Here is a 20,305-nt window from a genome sequence, read left to right on the forward strand (position 1 = left end):
CCGTTCGATGCAGTCGCGGTACAATGAAATGTTTTGTGGCACGAACCTTGTGGTCCCGAGCGATGTCCCTTTGAAACGGCTTGAAGCGGCCTACCTCCAAGGGGGTGCGTGAACGGTTGCCCGCGATGATAACGCCCGATCCGCGCCGAGGCCGTACCCCCAAAGGGGCTGGGGTTTTTCGAGGTTCCGCCGCGTGTAATCCGAATTTCCCAACGATCCCCCATATTGCCGGGTATAAGCGGACGAGAGGGCAACGGGTCGGTATCGGCCGTCCCGGCCTTGGGTTCGTTCCGGATCTGGCACATTAGGACCGACCAACGCACGATGGAAAAGCAAGCAGCCCGCCCGCGATTGATGTACGCTCCGGAATTCGAGCATGATGCCTGCGGCGTCGGCGCGGTGGTAAATATTTCGGGTGCCCGCGAACACCGCATTCTGGAGTTGGCGAAGCAAATCCTCATCAATCTTATGCATCGCGGAGCAGCCGTCGCGGACGAGGCGACGGGGGACGGGGCCGGCATCCTCTTCCAGATTCCTCATGACTTCTTTCTCGATGTCGCCGATGAGAATCGTTTTTCCTTGCCCGATTGCGGCCGTTACGGCGTAGCCATGACTTTCCTGCCGCGCAACGACGGGGCGCGCACGCGAAGCGAGGCCATTTTCGAGGCGGAGGTCGTTCGGGAAGGCTTGAAGATTCTCGGCCGGCGCGAGGTGCCGACGTGCAGCGGCTGCCTGGGTCCCATCGCCCGGGCCTCGGAGCCGCTGATTTATCAATTCTTTTTGGACGGCGGGGGATGGCAGGGCGATGATTTGGAGCGACGCTTGTTCGTGATCCGTAAGCGGACCGAGCACCGCGTTCGAAGAGAATTGGGCATCGAGGCCGCGGACTTTTACATTCCTTCCCTGTCAGCCCTCACGATCGTTTACAAGGGCATGTTCTTGGCGCCGCAATTGGCCGCCTACTACCCGGACCTCAGTGATGAACGTGTCCGCTCCGCACTGGCGATCGTGCACCAGCGTTACAGTACGAATACGTTTCCCAGTTGGAAGCTCGCGCAACCTTTCCGCATGGTTGCCCACAACGGCGAGATCAACACGCTTCGAGGTAACATCAGCCATCTGGCGGCGCACGAGAAGAAGCTGGCGTCTCCGTTATTGCCCCGGGATTTGAGCGATCTTTTGCCCATCATCGAGCCCGGAGGAAGCGATTCCGCCGCGTTCGACAACTGCATGGAACTTTTGGTCCGCGCGGGACGCTCCGCCCCTCACGCCCTGATGATGATGGTGCCGGAGGCCTTCGGTCCGCGGTACCACATCAGCATCGACAAGCGGGCGTTTTACGAGTATCACGCCGCGATCATGGAGCCGTGGGACGGTCCCGCGGCCCTGATTTTCACCGATGGTCGCCTGGTGGGCGGCACGCTCGACCGGAACGGTTTGCGGCCTTGCCGCTACCTTGTTACGGATGACGGCCTGGCGGTGTTGGCAAGTGAGACCGGCGTGGTGGAATTTCCCATCGAGCGGGTCCGGGAAAAAGGGCGCCTTCAGCCCGGCCGGATGTTCCTGGTGGATACGGTCGAGCAACGCATCATTCCGGATAACGAGATTAAGGGCAACATCTCGCGTCGGCGTCCCTACCGCCGCTGGCTTCAACAGAACCGCATCGAGTTGCGGGGCCTGTTTTCGCCCGCCCACGAAGAAGAATACCATCCCGAGACCTTGAACCGCCGATTGCGGCTGTTCGGCTACACCGGAGAGGATCTGAGCCTGATCATCGGCCCCATGGCTCGTGATGCCCAGGAGCCTGTCGGCTCGATGGGCAACGACGCGGCCCTGCCGATCCTTTCCCAGCGGCCCAAACTCCTCTTCGCGTACTTCAAGCAGCTCTTCGCCCAGGTCACCAACCCGCCCATCGATCCCTTCCGCGAGGGGCTGGTCATGTCGCTGATGGCCTTCGCCGGGAAACAGCGGAACCTCTTGGACGAGACGCCGGAGCACTGCCGGCAGCTCAAGTTGCCGCATCCCATCCTGACCAACGAGGACGTGGCGAGGCTGCGGGAGGCGAATCACCCGGACCTTAAGACCGCCACCATCCCGGCCCTGTTTCCGGTGGATCATGCCCATCCCGGCGCCGCCCTGCGCGAAGCCTTGGATCGCATGTTGGAGCAGGCCGAAAAAGCCATTGAGGAAGGGGCGTCGCTGCTGATCATCAGCGATCGCGCCGCCGACGAGCGCAATGCGCCGATTCCGTCGCTCCTGGCGACCGCCGCCCTGCATCACGGGCTACTGCGGCGGCGGCTGCGCGACGAGGTGGGATTCGTCGTGGAGAGCGGCGAACCGCGCGAGGTCATGCACTTCTGCCTCCTCTGCGGCTACGGCGCCAACGCCGTCAATCCGTACTTGGCGTTCGAAGCCATTCAAAAGCTCCACCGCGAGGGCGACTTGCCCACGATCGCCACCGTCGATGAGGCGATCGACCAATATGTGACCGCGGTCAACAAGGGCATCCTCAAAACGATGTCCAAGATGGGCATCTCGACCCTACGCAGCTACCACGCGGCCCAGCAGTTCGAGGCGGTCGGGCTGCAATCCCTCTTCGTGGATCGCTATTTCACGGGCACGCCCTCGCGGATCGAGGGACTGGGGGTGGATGAGATCGCCAAGGAATCGCTGAAGCGGCATGCCGACGCCTTTGGGACGCGGATGCCGGGCGAACTTCCGCTCGATTTCGGCGGGGAATATCAGGAGCGCGTGGACGGCGAATTCCACCTTTGGAATGCCGAGACGGTCACGAAGCTCCAACATGCGGTCATGGAGAATTCGTGGGAAAAGTATTTGGAATTCGCCGAGCGGGTCAATCGCCAAAATCGTGATTTGTGCACGTTGAGGGGATTGTTCGAATTCGAGCCGGGCGAGCCGGTGCCCCTCGACGAAGTGGAACCGGCCTGCGATATCGTCAAGCGGTTTTACACGGGCGCAATGTCGCACGGCTCCATCAGCGCTGAGGCTCACGAGACGTTGGCTCTGGCGATGAATCGTCTGGGAGCGATGTCGAATACCGGAGAGGGCGGGGAAGACCCGCGCCGATATCTGCCCGGGCCGAACGGCGACACCACGAACTGCGCGATCAAGCAAGTCGCCAGCGCACGCTTCGGCGTTACCATCGAGTACCTCTCGCAGGCCAAGATCTTGCAGATCAAGATGGCGCAGGGAGCCAAGCCGGGTGAGGGAGGACAATTGCCGGGACACAAGGTCACGGACGAAATCGCGCGCTTGCGGCATGCCACCCCCGGTGTATCTCTGATCTCGCCCCCGCCTCACCACGACATCTACTCCATCGAGGACCTGGCCCAACTGATTTACGATTTGAAGTGCGCCAATCCGAACGCCAAGGTCTCGGTCAAGCTGGTGGCGGAAGTAGGCGTCGGCACCGTAGCGGCGGGGGTGGCTAAAGGTAACGCCGACGAGGTCTTGATCAGCGGTCACGACGGCGGAACCGGAGCCAGCCCGTTGTCGTCCATCAAACATGCCGGCATTCCCTGGGAATTGGGGTTGGCCGAGACGCAACAAACGCTTTTGCTCAACGGATTGCGGGATCGCATCGTGGTCCAAGTGGATGGACAAATGCGAACGGGCCGCGACGTCGTGATCGGCGCCCTCCTGGGGGCTGAACGTTTCGGCTTCGGCACCGCCGCCCTGGTCTCCCTCGGTTGCATTCTGATGCGGAAGTGCCATCTGGGGACGTGCCCCGTGGGCATCGCCACGCAACGGCGTGACCTCCGCGACCGATTCGCCGGCAAAGCCGAATACCTGGTCCGCTACTTGATCTTCGTGGCCGAGGAAATCCGCAGGATCATGGCGCAACTCGGCTTTCGGACGTTCGATGAGATGGTGGGGCGCGTGGACCGGTTGAAGGTCCGGTCCGCCGTCGATCATTGGAAAGCCAAGGGGGTGGATTTCTCGGCCGTTTTGACGCAACCCGACGTTCCGGCGGACGCCCCGCGACGCCGCGTGCGGCCCCAAAGCGATAAGCACCAGGATCGCTTGGATGAAAACTTGTTGCCGAAGTTGCAGGATGCGATCGAAGGAAAGCGTGCCATTCGCATGGAATTGCCGATTCGCAACACGGATCGGACCGTGGGGACGACGTTGAGCTACCACGTGGTGCGACGGCACGGAGCTCAGGGGTTGCCTGAAGACTCCATCCATCTGGTTTTTCGAGGCTCCGCGGGCCAGAGCTTCGGCGCGTTTCTCGCGCCGGGAATCACCTTGGAATTGATCGGCGACGCCAACGACTACTTAGGCAAGGGGTTGTCCGGGGGCAAGATCATCGTGCGCACCCCGGAGGGCGCGACGTTCGACTCGGCCGAAAACGTCATTGTGGGCAACACCCTGTTGTACGGCGCTACCGCGGGCGAAGTCTTTATCAACGGCGTGGCGGGCGAACGGTTCGCCGTCCGTAATAGCGGCGCCGTGGCGGTGGTGGAGGGACTGGGCGACCACGGTTGCGAGTATATGACCGGCGGCACGGTCGTGGTCCTGGGGAAGACGGGGCGCAATTTCGCCGCGGGCATGAGCGGCGGCATCGCCTACGTCCTGGATGAACATCAATTGTTCGACACGCTTTGCAATCTGGACATGGTGGACATCGAAACCGTCTACGCGGCCGATGACCAGCGCGAATTGCGGCGGTTGATCGAACGGCACGAGCACCTTACCGGCAGCCGCCGGGCCAGGCAAATCCTCGATCTTTGGCCCGCCATGATCGGTCGATTCGTGAAGGTCATCCCGATCGAGTTCCGGAAGGCCATGGAGAGGATTCGACAACAGGAACAGGCTCGGGCCGAACAGCCGCCGACAACGGAGGAGGTCTTCAGTGGGTAATCCGACCGGCTTCATCGAATATCCGCGCGTGGAGTTGCCGCACCGGCCCGTCGCCGTGCGGATTCGTGATTGGCACGAATTCGACTTGCCCTTGGCGGAAAGGGTATTGAACGAGCAAGCCGCTCGCTGCATGGATTGCGGGATACCGTTCTGCCACACAGCCGGCTGTCCCGTTCTGAATCGCATTCCCGAGTTCAACGATCTCGTGTATCGCGGCAAGTGGGCGAGCGCGGCGGAGAATTTGCACTCGACCAACAATTTTCCGGAATTCACGGGCCGCGTCTGTCCCGCCCCCTGCGAGGCCGCGTGCACCCTGTCCATCAACGCCCAGCCGGTACACATCAAGCATATCGAGTATCAAATCGCGGAATGGGCCTTTCGCGAGCGATGGATTCGGCCCTTGAAGCCCGCCGCTCGCAGTGGAAGACGCGTGGCGGTCATCGGTTCGGGGCCGGCGGGCTTGGCCGCCGCGCAGCAGTTGAACCGATTCGGCCACGAGGTCGTCGTGTTCGAGAAGTCGGACCGGATCGGCGGTTTGTTGCGGTATGGCATTCCCGACTTCAAGCTCGAAAAGTACATCATCGACCGTCGTCTCGAGCAAATGGTGGCGGAAGGCGTCCGCTTCGAACCCAACGTCTGCGCGGGTCGCGATCTTTCCGCCGACTACCTGAAACGCTCCTTCGACGTGATTCTGTTGGCCATGGGGGCGGGCAAGCCGCGAACCCTGAACGTCCCGGGCGCTGAGGCGCAAGGCGTCCACTTCGCGATGGAATTCCTGACGCAGCAGAACCGCCGCGTCGCGGGCGATCCCATTCCCGCCGATGGGCCGGGAGTCATTTACGCGAGGGATAAGCACGTCGTCGTGATCGGCGGCGGCGACACCGGCAGTGACTGCGTGGGAACCTCCATTCGTCAAGGAGCCAAATCGGTCCTACAGATCGAGATCCTCCCCAAACCTCCGGAAGGGAAGAACCCGGAAACTCCCTGGCCGCTCTGGCCGCGCATCATGCGGACCTCGTCCTCTCACGAAGAAGGTTGCGAACGCCGCTGGAGCGTGTTGACGAAGGCTCTTGCCGTCCGCGATGGTCGGGTTACCCATCTGCACGGTTGCGAGGTGGAATGGTATCGCAGTACGGAGGGCTGGCAAATGCGCGAAAAACCGGGTACGGATTTCACCGTCCCGGCAGACCTCGTGCTTCTGGCGATGGGCTTCGTGCATGTGGAAGCCGAAGGCTTGATCGAGCAACTCGGCGTGGAGCGTGATCGTCGGGGCAACGTGATGGTGAAGAACTGGATGACGTCCGTCCCGAGGGTTTTCGCCGCGGGCGACACCGTCCGGGGCGCCTCCCTGGTCGTCCATGCCATCTATCAGGGCCGGCAGGCGGCGCAGGCCGTCCATCAATTCGTGCTGCATTCCTAGCCGCTCGCGGCCGCGGTCCTCCCGGCTCAGGTGCGGGATTCGCTTTCCCGAGACTCGGCCGCGTCGCCCGGTTTCTCGCCGCGGTCTTCCGCGCCCGGTTTCTTGAGAGCGCGTTCCAATCGCTCCAAGCGCTTTTGCAATTCCTCCAGCCGACGCTCCGCGTTGCGAAGGCGTTCCGCATCGCCGTCGGGCAAGGTACCCAGGGGAGTCTTCAAGACGCCTTCGGGCACGGGACGAACGACCTTCGGCAGTTCCAGGCCGCGCTCGATCCAGCCGCGGCCGCTGAGCAGACGCTCCACATGCGGCCGAACGTCGGCGGGAAGTTTGTCCAGCTCATTCTCCGTCACTTCCCATTTCTTGGCCCCATGTTCCACCACGATCTTCGTCGGTTCGTCGCCCGACTTGGTGATGGTGATGACCATGCCTTTCGGCAACTCAGTCGCACGTCCCGGCGGCAGCACCGCACCGGGATGCAAAAACCGAAACGTCAGCGGCGGTTGTCCCGGCTGCAAACGGAACCTTTCGAGCCACTTTTCCCAGGCCTTGGGATCGACCTCCGGGCTGACAAGCGGAGGCGTAAAGTCTTGTTGCGGTCGTGGCTCCGGTGTGACAGAAAGCTCGATGTTCTTGCCGCCGCGTAGAACCCGCAGCGTCAACGGTTTGTCCGCGGCGCGATTCACCTCAGCCACCAAGTCGGCGGAGGATTGCAGGCTCTTCTCGCCGGCTTGCAGCAAGATGTCATGGACTTGCAGGCCGGCCTTTTCGGCCGGGCCTTCCTGGACCAAGTCTTCGACCAGCAAACCCGTGTCGTCCGGCAAGTCCAGATGAGCACGCAGGACTTCCGGTACCGGCCCGCAAAGGACGCCGAGCCAATAGCTTTTTTCCTTGCCGGGGCCGTGATCTTCGGCACGTACCGCCCCCACGCCGAACCCTGCTACCGCCAGGAACGCGAACGCGGCGGCCCATCGCAATGTTTTCTCGTACGACATTCCAGCACCTCCTTCCGCTACGATCCGGTCGAAAAATCGGGGCTTTCGAAATTGATAGCGGAGTACGATCGATCGGATCCCTCAGGTGATCCGTTCCCCCCATCACGCATTCGGCGACGCCGACGCGGCGTCTTCTTAGGCCGAATGAACCGATTCGCGGGGGACTTCCCTTCGATCCGAATCAGAGATACGAACGATCACTGGTAGTCTCGGTTGCCGACGTACTTGATTTGGAGTCTATCGACGGGGAAGACCGTCCGGCTGCCGTCCGGCAAATCAACCGGCACGTATTCCCGCTGATGCTCGACCTCGTGCCCGTTTTGCCGCAGCGAATCGACGAACTGAGGACGCGGCAAGTAAGGGCCCGGCGAAGCGGTCGCGGCCGCGCCCGAAGACTCCGAGTCGAGGACGGGCACATCGACCATCGTCATGGCACCGTCGGGACCGATGCCCAGGGGAACCGAGACAAGCCGCCAAGGCGACACCACCGGCTGTTGCGGGGCGTTGGCCGCGGGCAAAGCAGGGGCTGCCGGACCGGCGGGACCGGACGCGGGATCGCCTGCCAAATCCGCCCGAGTATCCCCGCTCGGCGATCCCGTTTGTCCGATCCCCATACCCAGCCACATCCCCAGGGTCCAAGCTATCACAAAAACGGCCGCCAAGGCCGTAGCATCAGCAAACCATGGTCTGGGTATCCAAGGCATGTATACCGGCGCTTTTAGCCTCGCCGCGAGCGCGAGCGGCCGCGGCGAAGCGACCTCCTCTTGTTGTTCCTCTTGCTCTCGCCGAAAGGATTCCCTCGCATCTTGTCTGGGAGCGAGCAGCTCGCCCAGCGACTGACGCCAAGCCTGGGCTTCCAAGAAGGTAAGAGCGAGTCGACGCCACCCGTCGGTCATGGAATCCAGGCGGCTAAGAAACTCCCGGCGAGCGTCTTCCGGCAGTTCGCCGTCTACCAAACGGTCAGCCCATTCTTGCGACCACCGAGCCGATATCTTTTCCGGCCGATCCATGGTTGTCAGCCTTCCACTCAAGCAAACTTACGAAACCCCAGATTCACCTTGCCGAAGTCCCAATCCCTCAGACGTGCTAGGCCTTCTCGGACGTGACGGACCAGGTCAACTCCATTTTTGGGAAGTCCGTACCGATCAAGCGGAGTCCCCCGCTCCGAGATTCCCAATATCCGTTTCATCGCCCGTGGATCTCGCTCTCCATGAGGTCCTCCATCTTGCTTCACGTGCCTTTCACGTGCCCGATCTCGTTCCGCATCAACGCCCCCCGGTCGCGCGGCCCTTCTTTACGGCGATTCCGCCGCGGAGCCGGCCGCAGCAGAGTTGCCAAATCGGGCGTCCATCTCGCTCCGCAGGCGGTTACGAGCGCGGTGCAGCCTTGCTTGAGCCGCGGAGAAACTGATCCCCAACCGTTCCGCGATTTCGTCGTACGAGAGGTCTTCCGCGTATTTCATGAGCAGGACCTCCGCATCACGGGCCGGCAATCGCGCCAAGGCTTCGCGTACCAACCTCATCCGTTCGCCATGTAGGAGCCATTCCAACGGGTCTCCGGGCGTGCCGACGGAGACCTCCCTGCTTTTCCGATAGCGTTCCAGGAGCTTTCGCCGCCGGCCTTGACGCCGCCGATAAAGCAGCGATTGCAACACCGCGAGGCGATACAACCATTGCGGTACCTTTGCCGGGTCGTGGATGGGAGCCTTTTGTCGTACCGCCTCGAGTGCTATCTCCTGCATGACCTCTTCGACGGCCTGCGGTTCCCCCACTCGCGCAAACACCACCGCCCTCAGCCAGCGAGCATGCTTGCGGAGTTCCGCATCCCAATCGATTTCAACGGCGTCGGGCGTCCGGAGCACTTGGTCATCATTCCCAGTGTCGAGCATTCGACCGTCCTGTTAAATCGTTACCGCGTATCGCCGGCCTGTTGTGACCGCCCGCCGGTTTTTCCCAATTCGCGAGCAAAATCCAAGCACCACCGGTCGGTATCGATCGACCGGCATGGGGAAACGGCTCAGAATAAGAGTAAAGCCGCAGCTCATCGCGCTCAATTGCCGCCCACGCATGCCTCCCACGCATGGGTTGGACATCGATTGTACCCCCTACGAGGGGGTTTCACGGCGTGTTAATCGGGCTTAGCCCGGACCTCGCAGAATGCGCCGTTGCCGCAGCATCCCAAGCCGCGGGGTTTCTGTTTGACAGGGTAAATTGCGCGAATTTATACTAGGGCCATACGCCGGTCAGTGTCGTTCAAATCGAAGCTCGGCTTGAGCAACGTCCACGGCCGGTAGTTTAAAGGAATTCGGTCGAGCAATCACGCCCGCCGCACGGGCGCGACGTCGAGGGGAACGGTCGTCTTTTCCCAAGAGAAGGTCGTCTTATGAACCTGGTCGGGAAGATCTTCGTGGTGCTCATTTTCGTGATGAGCCTGGTGTTCATGTCCTTCGCCATCATGGTGTATTCGGCCCACATCAATTGGCGAGAGATCGTGGAAAACAGCACCGCGACGCCGGACAAACCGTTGGGATTGAAATTGCAGGTCCAGAACGCTCGGCAAGAGAACGAGCGGCTCAAGGCCGAGCTGGATGAGCTGACCAAGCGTTTGGACTCCGAGATCGCCGCCAAGCGGGCCCAGTTGGCCAAACTGGAGGCGGAACGCGACGATCTGAAGCGGGAACTGGACCAGCGGATGCAGGAGTTGACGGCGCTCACGCAGCAAGAGCGTGAGGCCATCGCGGCCATGCAAGCCGCGCATCAAACCCTGGCTGCACGGACCGGCGAGGTCAACACGCTTCGCACCGATTTGCAGCAGGTTCAGAAAGACCGCCACGAGACCCTGATTCGGTTGGTGAGTCGGACCGATGAACTCCATCAAACGGCTAATGAATTGCGGACCTTGAAGGACCAAGCCACGGTATTGGCGCAGGATTTGGCCAAGGCACGCGAAGTGCTGGCGAAGTTCAACTTGAAGGGTGACCCCGGCGCCTACCAAGATCAGCCGCCGCAGGTGGAGGGCGTGGTCGTGGCCGCTCCCGGGAACAATTTGATCGAGATTTCACTCGGCTCGGATGACGGCCTGGCCAAAGGGCATCGCCTGGAGGTCTTCCGCTTGGCGGGCGGTGAAGGCAAGTATCTCGGTCGCGTGGAAGTGGTCCGTACTGAACCCAACCGTGCCGTTTGCCAGATCGTTCCCGAATTCAACCGCGGCCCCATTCAGCAAGGAGATCGCGTTGCAAGCAAGCTTGAGTAATCCTCAACAGTACCGGCCGCCGCGGGCCGACATCTATACGGTCTTGTTGGCGATTGCTTTGGTGGCGGTAATCGTGGGCTGCGTCTTCCTCTTTCTGGAAGTGTCGGATTACGGCAGCCCGCCTTATCCGGAGGGCGGTGTCACAGTCCAGGCCGCTCCCGAAGCAGGATCGCCGCCGGTCGGCTTAGTTTTGCAGCGGTCTTACCAGGAAGTCCGCTGCCTCACGTGATCGGCGTAAGGAAAACGCCGGTTGCTGGGGCCATTTTTCCGCCGTGTAACGGCCGGCACTGCAATCACAAGTACGGTGACCTAGCAAACATCCAGGCGAGCGACCGGCTCGCCTTTTTCGTTGCGCGTCGGTGGGAAAGCGGCAAACGGCGTCTTCCCGAAGCGAGCGGGAGCTTTCTCCACGTTCCGCGTCGTTCGCAAGGCTTGGGGCAGCAACGGAACGAGGCCCGCCGTCGCGAGGTTCCAGCCGTCGCCCACTGCCCCGCTTTCACCCACCGGTATGCTCGTAATGAGCGAGCCATGCGAATGCCCACGATCCTTCGGCGGACTCTTTCGCTCGGCCGCATGGGCGACTAGAATACCCAGCGGTTCACGATCCGTTCTTCGGCTGACGTACGGACGATCGGGAGGAGAAAAGCCGGGCGGTGCCGAGTCAGGCGATCGTGGCGATTGGGGATCGGCTCGTGCCCGCCGTTTCAAGGATGTGCAACCTGCTTAAACACCGAGAAATCATGCGGTGAGGGTGCCATGATCAACAAGGTATTCGGCAAGCGTTTCGCCGTCGTCGGCCGCGTTTGGATCGTTCTCGCTGTCGGCTTTTTGCCCCACCTCGTCGCCCGGGAGGTGATGGCGGCGGAAGACGCGACGAGAAATAGCGATCTCAACGTGCAATGCGGAGACGAGTTCTGCTCGATCACGTGGAACGGCAGGACGCTCATGCGTTACCGCAAGGCGGTCGGCGTGCCCAAGGCCTATGTGGCTGAGCTTGCTCCCCCTTCCGGCCGTAATGTGCTGCGGGACTCGCCCGCGGATCACAAACATCACCACGGCCTGATGTTCGCCGTCGGCGTGGACGGCGTGGACTATTGGGCGGAGTTCGACGATTCGGGGCGACAGGTCGAGGCCGGCGATTTCCAGGCATCGGCCGCCGCGGACGCCGACGCCGCCACGGCGACATTGGCGCATACGCTGAACTGGGTGACGCCGGATGGCAGGCAACAGCTCATCGAGCGGCGCCGTGTGCAGGTGCGGTATTCGGAGCAAATTCCGCAAGCCGTTTTGCTGTTGTGGCGTTCCGAGCTGCGCCCTGCCGCCGGCGCGGAATCCGTTCAACTTTGGGGCCGGGAGTATTTCGGTCTGGGAATTCGGTTCTTGGCGGCCTTGGACGGAGGGAATGATTTCCGCAATTCGGCCGGAGGACGCGGCGTGGAGAACACCGACAAGGCGTCGGCCGAGTGGTGCGCCTATACCGCCGAGCTTGACGGCAAGCCCGTCACGATCGCGGTGTATGACTTGCCGGGCAATCCGCGTGCGCCGGCCAAGTGGTTCACCATGACCCAAGGTTTCACGTACATCTCAGCCACTTTGGGTTTGGCGGAAGAGCCTTTGACGGTCACGGCGCAACAGGCTCCCTTGCTGTTGCAATACGGAGTCGTCGCTTTCGACGGCGCGGCAAGCGAGGCGGAAATCCAGGCCGCCCATGAGGCATTGAAAAAGATGGCGAAGGAAACCCCGTGATCATCGGCGTCTTTTTCCGGAGGGCGGCCCGGAGATCGTGCCTACCGCCCACTTGCATCAGCGCGAGCAAACCCGCATATTAGAGGAACCATCCGCGGGGTGACGGCCCAACGGTCCGTTCGGTATCACGCGGGTAAGAATTGGGAGCTTGTACCGACTGCTTCAGGGGCAGGCTTTCTCGTCTGCACAAGTCCATTCGCTTGAATGAGGCAAACGATGTCCCAGAATCCCACGAAAAAGCCGCTTCCGGAATTTCGACACTTGGACGTGTACGAAGTCGATGACGTGACGGTCGTCCACTTCAAGGATCAGAGGATTCTCGAGGACTTGGCCATCCAAGAGTTGGGCCAGGAGCTGTTCTACCTGGTCGACGTTGAGCATCGAAAGAAGTTGCTGCTCAACTTCGCCAACGTGAACTTCCTCTCCAGCGGCGCGTTGGGAAAACTCAACTCCTTGGAAAAGAAAATTCGCAACTTGGGAGGCGAGGTCAAGCTCTGTAGCATCCAGCCGACCATTTATAAGGTCTTTGAAATCACCCGATTCAACACGATCTTCGAGATATTCAAGTCCGAGGCGGACGCCCTGGCTTCCTTCTAAACATCGTCCGAGCCGAAAGTCGGCGACTCGGTTCCACCGTGATCTTCTCAAGCTGCGGGAAGGGAAAACCGTACCGGCAAGAATTTACAGCGCGGATCGGTTCGCTCCGACGGGTTGCGGAGCCGCCTGGGGATCGAACAGCGGGTCTTGTTGAGTCTGCGACAGGCGAATTACCAGCAGCTTTTGTTCGCGTTTTCCGCTTTGTGTGGTGGTGAGGAAGTAATCACCCAAGCTTCCCCGGCGACCCGGCAGGCAACCGACCACCAGCATATCGCCGGGGCTGATCGCCACCTCGCAAGCCAACTCTTCCAAGATTTGCCGATCGCGGCGCGACTCCAGACGCAGCACGCCTTGACCGCCGACAGGTTGCAGGTGAGGATCGCCGTGATGAATCTCAGGCACTACCCGCAAGCGGATCCGTCCGTCCTTCTCGGCCGAGCAGGTCAAAGCGAACATTCCCTGGGCTTTCTCGAGGCTGGAACCCAGCAACTTGCCTCCCTCCCGTCGCAGAAACGGCAGTTGTGCGTAAGTCTCGGAGGCGATGACTTCCACCCGGTTGCCTAACCGTGTCTGGATGTGTCGCCGTACGGGCGCATCGGCTTCGGTCAAGCTTTCGGCGTCATTTCCGCCGGTCTCTTGGAAGAGCAAAGGCGATGCTTCGTCGTTCAAACGCATGAGTTCGGCCAGTTCCGGAGGGACCTGTCCGGAAACCAATCCGACCCGAAAGCCGGCCCAACTCCAACGATCGCGGACCTCGCGAGGGAACCGCTGTTCGTCGGCCTGCCGCCAGACGGCGTCGACGCGCGCCGTATCGTTGGCCGGGATGCGGAGGAAGAAAATATCCAAGACCACGCTTTGCGGCGACATTCTCGGCGGCAAGAGCGGTGATTTGCCCTCCAGCCGCAAGGTAGTGCAGCCGCAGGCCCCGATCCAGACCGCGACCAGGGCGGGAGCGAGCCATCTCGGACTGAGAACGGCGAATCGAGTCACGGTGCAAAGCGGTTTCAACGCTGGGCGAAATCCTGGGAACGGCGGCCGGATGATTCCGAAAATCCGTCGGCTCCAGGGCCGACGGACCGCGGAGGGATGCGGCGGACCATGACTGCGCACCGCCGGTCCGCCCCGGCCCATCTGCCGTGGTTTCCGAAATCGGGCGAGAAATTACCGAAGCTGCGGAACTCTGTCAACGGCTCTCGATTCCCACAGCCCCTTCCATTCAGGGAATCAAGGTTGCCATACTTGGTTTGCACTTTCTACAGATGCCGCGGCCCAAGACGGTAATGACGACGCCTGCCATCCGCCGGTCAAGGTCGGATCCGCATGCCGAAATCAGCCGGAACGTGATTGACAATCTCCGCCGCCCGTCTCACCATAACCGTAGCGTGGCACACAATACGCCGCATCCGTCACATTACCCACGCGACGACGCCCAGACGGTATCGTTTATTCCTCACGATTTTCGCGAGTCGGCCCCGGGTAAGGGAGAATTTGGAATGAAGGTCGCCCGTCCGTTCCGATCGCGTTGCTTCCGCTTCTGCCTAACCGTCGGATTGCTGACCGGCTTCTTCGGGCAAGGATCGGCCGAGGAATCTTCAACCGCATCCGGTGAAGCCGTTTACGTAGAGACGACCATCCGCGCCGATGTTCCGCTCGACCTATCCTTTCCGCCCCGTTCGGCACGGTTCGTTCGCGTGATCATCGAGCGGAGCGCCGGCGGACAGCCCTGCATCGATGAACTGGAAGTTTACACCGAGGGAACGCAGAATGTCGCCGCGGCGGCCTTGGGCGCATTGGCGACGGCCTCGTCTTGCCTGCCCGGCTATGCCATCCATCAAATCTCGCACCTCAACGACGGCCTTTACGGCAATCCGCATAGCTGGATCGCGGCAGGCGATCGAGAAGAGTGGGCGCAAATCGAGCTGCCCGGTACGGCGGCTGTTTCCAAGGTCGTCCTATCGCGGGATCGTGACGGCGTTTACCATGATCGTCTGCCGGTGGATTTCCGCATCGACACCTCCGTGGACGGAAACGCCTGGACCACGGCGGCGAGAGTGCATGCGCGGCCGGTGATCCCGCCGCCTCGCGACTGGCAATACTCGGGCCGCCATCCCCTCCCCAGTGTATGGACCTGGCCCAAATTGCTCGAGTATGCCTTCAACTGCGAACGGGACTCGTGGCAAGGGATGTCGACCGACGATCATCTGTCGCCGCTGCGAACGGATCGGCCGGCGGTCCCGTACGGTCCGAGCTACTGGTCGCGGATCGCGCGACTGGATCCGCTCGATCGCACCCTGACGCAATTTGAAGAGATGATCGCCCGGCTGGAAAACAAGGGCGTGGACGTGGCGGAGGAACGGGCGGAATGCCAACGCCTGCACGACCGCCGCGCCGAGTGGAAAGCGGCGGCCCGCCGGGACGAGGAGTCGTACAACCGGCTTTTCTACGATGCCCGATCAGCCAAACGGCGGCTGATGTTTCGCGACCCGGACTTGGCGGGGGTGCAGAACATCCTCTTCGTCAAGCGCTATCCCTATTGGTCGTCGCACAATTACAGCGACGTTTTGGATTCTCAGTTTCGGCCCGGCGGCGGCATCTTCGTTTTGCGTATCCCTCGCGTGAACGGTCGCTTTGAACCTGAGGCGGCCGAGCTGGAAATGCTTTTCGATGCATCGAACGGAATTGCGCGCGATCCCGTGGCGGATTTCTCGGCCCGGCGGATCTTTTTCGCGTACCGTCCGGACCGCAGCCCTATCGAAGGCTGGTTGCCGTACTGGCACCTGATGTCCGTGAACGCGGACGGGAGCGACCTGCGCCGCCTGACCGACGGGCCGTACCACGATTATTACCCCTGCCCCCTTCCGGATGGCGGCTTGGCGTTTATTTCCACCAGAGTCGAAGCGCGTTTCTTGTGCTGGCGCCCCCAAGCCTTCGTTCTGTACCGCATGGACGCGGACGGAGCGAATCTCAGGCCGCTGTCGCACGCGAATTTGAGCGAATGGACGCCCTCGGTCATGCGAGACGGTCGGATTCTATGGACGCGCTCCGAGTACGTCGACAAAGGTGCCGACTTCGGCCATACGTTATGGGCGATCCGCCCCGACGGGACCCATGCGGAACTGGTGTTCGGTAATAACACGCCGAATTGCTACATCAACGGCCACGAGGTTCCGAACAGCCCCGAGATCGTTTGTACGCTGTTTTCTCACGGCGGGGACCACAACGGTCCGATCGGACTGATCCGGCGATCTTGCTCTCCCTTCGACTCGGCGGCGGTGACCAACATCACGCCGGACGTTACGCCGCATTACAACATGAATTGGCCGCGTTACGAGTGCTTTCGCGATCCGGTCCCGATTTCCCGGGATTACTTTCTCGTCGCCCACGCTCCCGGCGAGCGATTCGGGTTGTATATCATCGATCGCTACGGGAATCGTGAGCTGCTGTATATGGATGCGGAAATCGATGCGATGTCGCCGACACCGTTACGGCCCCGTCCCAGGCCGCCGACCTTGCCGTCGTCCCTGGATGCGGATCTCGCGGCGCGAGGCAAGGCTGTCCTCTCGTTGGCCGACGTGTATCAAGGGCTGGCGCCCTACGTTCGGCGGGGGCAGGTGAAATACCTTCGCGTATGCGAGGAGGTTCGTTCGCAATTGGAACATCTGCCCGATGGACAGTGTCGCTGGGACCACGAGGACTTCCAAGATTGGTACGCTTCGCCCACGCATGTGGTCCGCGGCCCCAACGGTTGGCCGAGCTATGTTGCCAAGGCGACGTGGGGGCTCGTCCCGGTGAGCGAGGACGGCTCCGCGACGTTCGAAGTGCCCGCAGGCAAGGTCTTGTATTTCCAGGTCTTGGACGCGGAATACAACGAATTGCAACGGATGCGAAGCGTTCTGCAGCTCCAGCCGGGAGAATATCGAAGCTGCGTGGGGTGCCACGATAACCGCCGTGCGGCTCCCGTGCCGGAACCGAAGCCGGGGGCAAGACCGCAAATCACGACCGTTCAACCGCCGCCTTGGGGCGCGGGGCCGTTTTCTTACGAAAAGGTCGTCCAACCCGTCTGGGATCGAAATTGCGTGAGCTGCCACAATGCCTCCGACGAGCGCGGACTGAACCTCAGCGGCGACCTCGATCTCGACAAAGTGCCGGCCTCGTATCGGACGCTGATTGCGGGCGGCTGGGTCCACTACTTCGATTACACGTGGAATCTCCGCCATCACAAGGCCGAACCGATGACCTTCGGCACGCTCAAGAGCAGGCTATGGAGCGTTCTCGACTGCGGCCATCACGGAGCGGCGCTGACGGAGGCGGAAAAGCGGGCGGTCAAATGCTGGATCGACCTCAATTGCCCGCTTTGGCCGGACTATCGTTATCGCCGCGACCGCCCCGCGACGGCGCGCGAACTGGTATCGCATTGACTGCGGCCTGAGGGGGGCGCGTGTTCGGCCTTGGAAAGACCGGCCGTCTTGGCCGCATGCCTCAGCGATCAGGCGGATTTGTCGAGCACGCGGCGGAGGACGGGCTCCAAAGCATCCGCCATGCGCATCATACCCAGGTCGGAGGGATGCGAGCCGTCAATCGTGGCCTCGTCGTCATCACCCAGCAAAGCCTCGCCCTCCACATACTCCAAACCGGCGACGCCGGCGTCGCGCAGCCGCCGATAGGCAGCCCGAAAAGCCGCGCGGCTCGTATCGTTCCGCGATCTCCGCTCGGGAAAGATCCACGCATTGCCGTAGGTGCGATCCTCGATCAAGACGATCGGCACGCCGGGCCTTGCGTCGCGGAGCTTCTTCACGAAGACTTCCGCGCGTTCCTCGACTTCCGGTGCCGTGAGGTTGGGCAGACAATCGATGCAGTAGACGGCGGCATCCAGTTCGGCCAGCAAGTCGGCCAACTCCGGCTCCATCTTGCCGTTTCCGGAAAACCCTAGATTGATGTGAGGAAGGCCGAGCCTGCGACCCAAAATTGCCGGAAAGGCCATGCCCGGCCTTCCCGCGCACGCCCCGTGGGCAATGGACGTGCCGTAATACACCAAGAGGCCGGTTTGTCGCGGCGCGACGGGCTTGAAAGCGGCTCCCGCCGCCACCCCGATGTGAAGCGATTCCACGCCGTTGTACAGCGGTAGGTAAAGCGCGTACTCCCTCATCCCGGGTCGCAGGTTGGTCGCCAAGGCGACTTCCATTTCTTGGCGGGTCGGTTGCGCGACGGCGACCCAGCGGATGCGTCCCGTCTCATCCTCGGCGTACAGATCCAGCCCGCTCACTCCCGTGGCGGCCATGTGCGGCATGGCTAAATTGGAGGAGAGGAGCGAATACCTGGCCTGAAGGAACGTCGAGTCCGTAGCGAAGCGGACGCACATGCCGGCCGAGTGCCGACTCAGGTTCCAGACGGCGGGGCGGACCAAGGCCTCGGCTTTGGCGGGCAACCGGTCGAAGTATCGAGCCGTATCATCCCACCCGCGACCTTCGACGCCCCAATCACGGACGTCGCGCCAATCAGCATTACCTTGCTCCGTGGCCGTCCAAGTGCTCGAAACGGCTTCGCGCGGGAATCCGAGCAGGGTGGATAGAACGCCGCCTCCCGCCAGGCTGAGGGCTTCTCGTCGTGTCGTGTGAACGGAAAACATGATGGATTCTCCTGCCTTCGCGTGCGACGACGCAATGGTCGCCGCGGTCGTGTTACAACGAGGCCGTGCTGATGATCCGGGATTACTCCGGCTCATTGCTCGGCCGCAGCGGACGCGGCCTGTTGCGCCTGGTGCGCGGCCCAGCTCGCGTACCACGGCAGCGGCGTGTACTTTCGGGCGAAGATGTGCCGCAATTGGCCGAGTCCCCAAACCTCCCGTTGGAGTCGCTCTTGAGCGTCCCAAAAGCGATCAACGAGCGATAAGCGAGTGGGCGTCCAGTCGTCACCTGCCATGATTTGGGCGTGAAGGCGGAACAGCTCGCACTTACGTTGCCACTGTTCGAGTCGCCAAGCATCGTCCGCGGGTCGCTCCGCCGGGGGTATCGTGCGCGCCGCCGAATCGGCATCTCTTTGGAAAGGCAGGCCCCATGGCTTGAGCCAGTCGGCCCAGGCTGCGGCGACCGCTTCGTCGGCTCCGAAGTAGCGGCGGGCGTATGCCCTCAAGACTTCGTCGGCGGAGGCGTATTCGCCCGAGGCCAGACCTGCCAGCAGGGCCTTATTGACGTCGTCGAAGACGCCTTCCGAATACGCCATCACGCCGGTGCATCCCTCAGTTCTCAAATCGCGGACGGTTTGCTCCAGTCGGTTCGGCGCGATGACCGGACCGAAGTGCCCGTACACGTCGCGGGGTTGGGCTTGATCCGCGTAGCCGATGTGAACGAAAGCGGATTTTTGGCAGCCTTGCGGCAACGGCACGTCGGCGGTGACGGTATTCCCGTAGGGAATGTGGAGATACATCCGGCGGACGCAGCCCGGGATATGTTCGTCGGCCCATGCCGCGAACAGCCGATGCTCTTCCGGTTCCCACCACCAACCGATCATGTGAAGTTCCACGCCCGGATGGTAGCGTTCGGCGAGAGCGTGGATTTCACGGGAGAGTTGGGCGAAGGTCAGAATCCAGGGCTTGCACCGGTCGCAACCGCAGCCGCCGAAATCATATGGAGCGGTCACCACCGCCGAGAGCCGCACCCCGTCGGAGGCGAGGTCGCGGAAAAGATTCTCGTAGTTGGACAAGATGATGCGTCGGGCCTCCGGGTTGGAGGGGCAAATCAACTGACCGAAAATGCGGCCGCCTTGCACCGCCGCCAGATCCTCGCGGCACTGATCCACATAGACGTGATTCGGTGTGATGATGAGGTCGCAGGCGAATCCCAAGGACTGCGCGGCCTGATAGTTGGCCCTCTTGCGTTCCCACATGGCGTGCGCGAGTTGATAGAGTTTCTTTTGGGTGAAGGGGTCGGAGCAGTCCTCCATGTCGAACCAATCGCCGTACCGGTTGAAGCCCCAGACCCGGGCTTCGGCCAGCAGACGCCGCATTTCGTTGATCCCCATGACTTCGTAGCTATTACCGAAATGAGCCGGGGCATAGAGTGCCCGGACGGCAAAGACCTCCGGTCCCGGAGAGCCTTCGCCGCGAATGGCAGGGGACGCGATCCAGCCGCCCAAGCCGACGAGACCGGCCAGGCAATAAGTCATCACACGTTCCGCCGGCATCGTATTCGGCATGGCTTCGCTTTCTCCAAACCGGCGGCAATTCTCCGCACTTTGGCACATTCCACGTCATCCGTGCCGATATGTTATCTCGCCGGTTTCCGCGGGGCAACCGACGCGTCACAGAACGAGTTTTCCGCGCATCCCGCCGTTCGCCATTCCGGCATCCACTTCAGCCGAGAGTGATGGGCCGATACATTGGAGGGGATGGGACCCGCGTAGCATCCCGCCAAAAGGGCCG

General features: G+C 61.9%; 14 protein-coding genes. 7 read left to right on the forward strand and 7 right to left on the reverse strand.

Features of this window, described 5'->3' with window-relative positions; genetic code table 11:
* Window positions 1-324 precede the first annotated feature (324 nt).
* Together gltB and ACZ5B4_RS01435 are read left to right on the forward strand one after the other, a co-directional pair.
* Window positions 325-4,884 carry a glutamate synthase large subunit gene (gltB, locus tag ACZ5B4_RS01430; RefSeq protein ID WP_464912659.1) on the forward strand — a complete coding sequence of 1,520 codons (4,560 nt, stop codon included), beginning with the start codon at window positions 325-327 and terminating at the stop codon, window positions 4,882-4,884.
* Complete coding sequence (locus ACZ5B4_RS01435; protein WP_464912660.1) at window positions 4,877-6,304, forward strand: glutamate synthase subunit beta; 1,428 nt, start codon at window positions 4,877-4,879, stop codon at window positions 6,302-6,304. Before gltB ends, ACZ5B4_RS01435 begins: the two co-directional genes overlap by 8 nt.
* A gap of 26 nt (window positions 6,305-6,330) precedes the next feature.
* On the opposite strand, the gene ACZ5B4_RS01440 is transcribed toward ACZ5B4_RS01435, so the two are convergent.
* The 3 genes from ACZ5B4_RS01440 to ACZ5B4_RS01450 form a co-directional block, all read right to left on the reverse strand.
* Window positions 6,331-7,293 carry a S1C family serine protease gene (locus ACZ5B4_RS01440; RefSeq protein WP_464912661.1) on the reverse strand — a complete coding sequence of 321 codons (963 nt, stop codon included), beginning with the start codon at window positions 7,291-7,293 and terminating at the stop codon, window positions 6,331-6,333.
* Window positions 7,294-7,490: 197 nt separating this feature from the next.
* Window positions 7,491-8,303 carry a hypothetical protein gene (locus tag ACZ5B4_RS01445; RefSeq protein ID WP_464912662.1) on the reverse strand — a complete coding sequence of 271 codons (813 nt, stop codon included), beginning with the start codon at window positions 8,301-8,303 and terminating at the stop codon, window positions 7,491-7,493.
* 284 nt (window positions 8,304-8,587) lie between these two features.
* Window positions 8,588-9,181: an RNA polymerase sigma factor gene (locus tag ACZ5B4_RS01450; protein ID WP_464912663.1), complete on the reverse strand. Its 594-nt coding sequence runs from the start codon at window positions 9,179-9,181 to the stop codon at window positions 8,588-8,590.
* A 494-nt stretch (window positions 9,182-9,675) separates the two neighbouring features.
* On the opposite strand from ACZ5B4_RS01450, the gene ACZ5B4_RS01455 reads away from it, so the two are divergent.
* Complete coding sequence (locus tag ACZ5B4_RS01455; RefSeq protein WP_464912664.1) at window positions 9,676-10,545, forward strand: hypothetical protein; 870 nt, start codon at window positions 9,676-9,678, stop codon at window positions 10,543-10,545.
* Window positions 10,526-10,774, forward strand: coding sequence for a hypothetical protein (locus tag ACZ5B4_RS01460; protein WP_464912665.1), 249 nt, complete (start codon window positions 10,526-10,528; stop codon window positions 10,772-10,774). Before ACZ5B4_RS01455 ends, ACZ5B4_RS01460 begins: the two co-directional genes overlap by 20 nt.
* Before the next feature lie 80 nt (window positions 10,775-10,854).
* Here ACZ5B4_RS01460 and ACZ5B4_RS01465 read toward each other — a convergent pair whose 3' ends face one another.
* Window positions 10,855-11,049, reverse strand: coding sequence for a hypothetical protein (locus ACZ5B4_RS01465; protein WP_464912666.1), 195 nt, complete (start codon window positions 11,047-11,049; stop codon window positions 10,855-10,857).
* Window positions 11,050-11,301: 252 nt separating this feature from the next.
* Here ACZ5B4_RS01465 and ACZ5B4_RS01470 point away from each other — a divergent pair, with 252 nt between their 5' ends.
* The gene (locus tag ACZ5B4_RS01470; protein ID WP_464912667.1) at window positions 11,302-12,291 is read left to right on the forward strand and encodes a DUF6807 family protein; all 990 of its coding nucleotides are present in this window, start codon (window positions 11,302-11,304) and stop codon (window positions 12,289-12,291) included.
* A gap of 216 nt (window positions 12,292-12,507) precedes the next feature.
* The gene (locus tag ACZ5B4_RS01475) at window positions 12,508-12,888 is read left to right on the forward strand and encodes an STAS domain-containing protein (RefSeq protein ID WP_464912668.1); all 381 of its coding nucleotides are present in this window, start codon (window positions 12,508-12,510) and stop codon (window positions 12,886-12,888) included.
* An 84-nt stretch (window positions 12,889-12,972) separates the two neighbouring features.
* Here ACZ5B4_RS01475 and ACZ5B4_RS01480 read toward each other — a convergent pair whose 3' ends face one another.
* Window positions 12,973-13,878, reverse strand: a complete 906-nt coding sequence (locus tag ACZ5B4_RS01480) for a hypothetical protein (protein WP_464912669.1) — start codon at window positions 13,876-13,878, stop codon at window positions 12,973-12,975.
* A 503-nt stretch (window positions 13,879-14,381) separates the two neighbouring features.
* On the opposite strand from ACZ5B4_RS01480, the gene ACZ5B4_RS01485 reads away from it, so the two are divergent.
* Window positions 14,382-17,306, forward strand: coding sequence for an HzsA-related protein (locus tag ACZ5B4_RS01485; RefSeq protein ID WP_464912670.1), 2,925 nt, complete (start codon window positions 14,382-14,384; stop codon window positions 17,304-17,306).
* A 68-nt stretch (window positions 17,307-17,374) separates the two neighbouring features.
* Here the strand turns inward: ACZ5B4_RS01485 and ACZ5B4_RS01490 are convergent, their stop codons facing one another.
* Window positions 17,375-18,514 carry an SGNH/GDSL hydrolase family protein gene (locus tag ACZ5B4_RS01490; protein WP_464912671.1) on the reverse strand — a complete coding sequence of 380 codons (1,140 nt, stop codon included), beginning with the start codon at window positions 18,512-18,514 and terminating at the stop codon, window positions 17,375-17,377.
* Window positions 18,515-18,606: 92 nt separating this feature from the next.
* Entirely contained in the window at window positions 18,607-20,079 is a 1,473-nt protein-coding gene (locus ACZ5B4_RS01495; RefSeq protein ID WP_464912672.1) for a hypothetical protein, read from the reverse strand.
* Window positions 20,080-20,305 lie beyond the last annotated feature (226 nt).

This window comes from Thermogutta hypogea, from assembly GCF_055386265.1.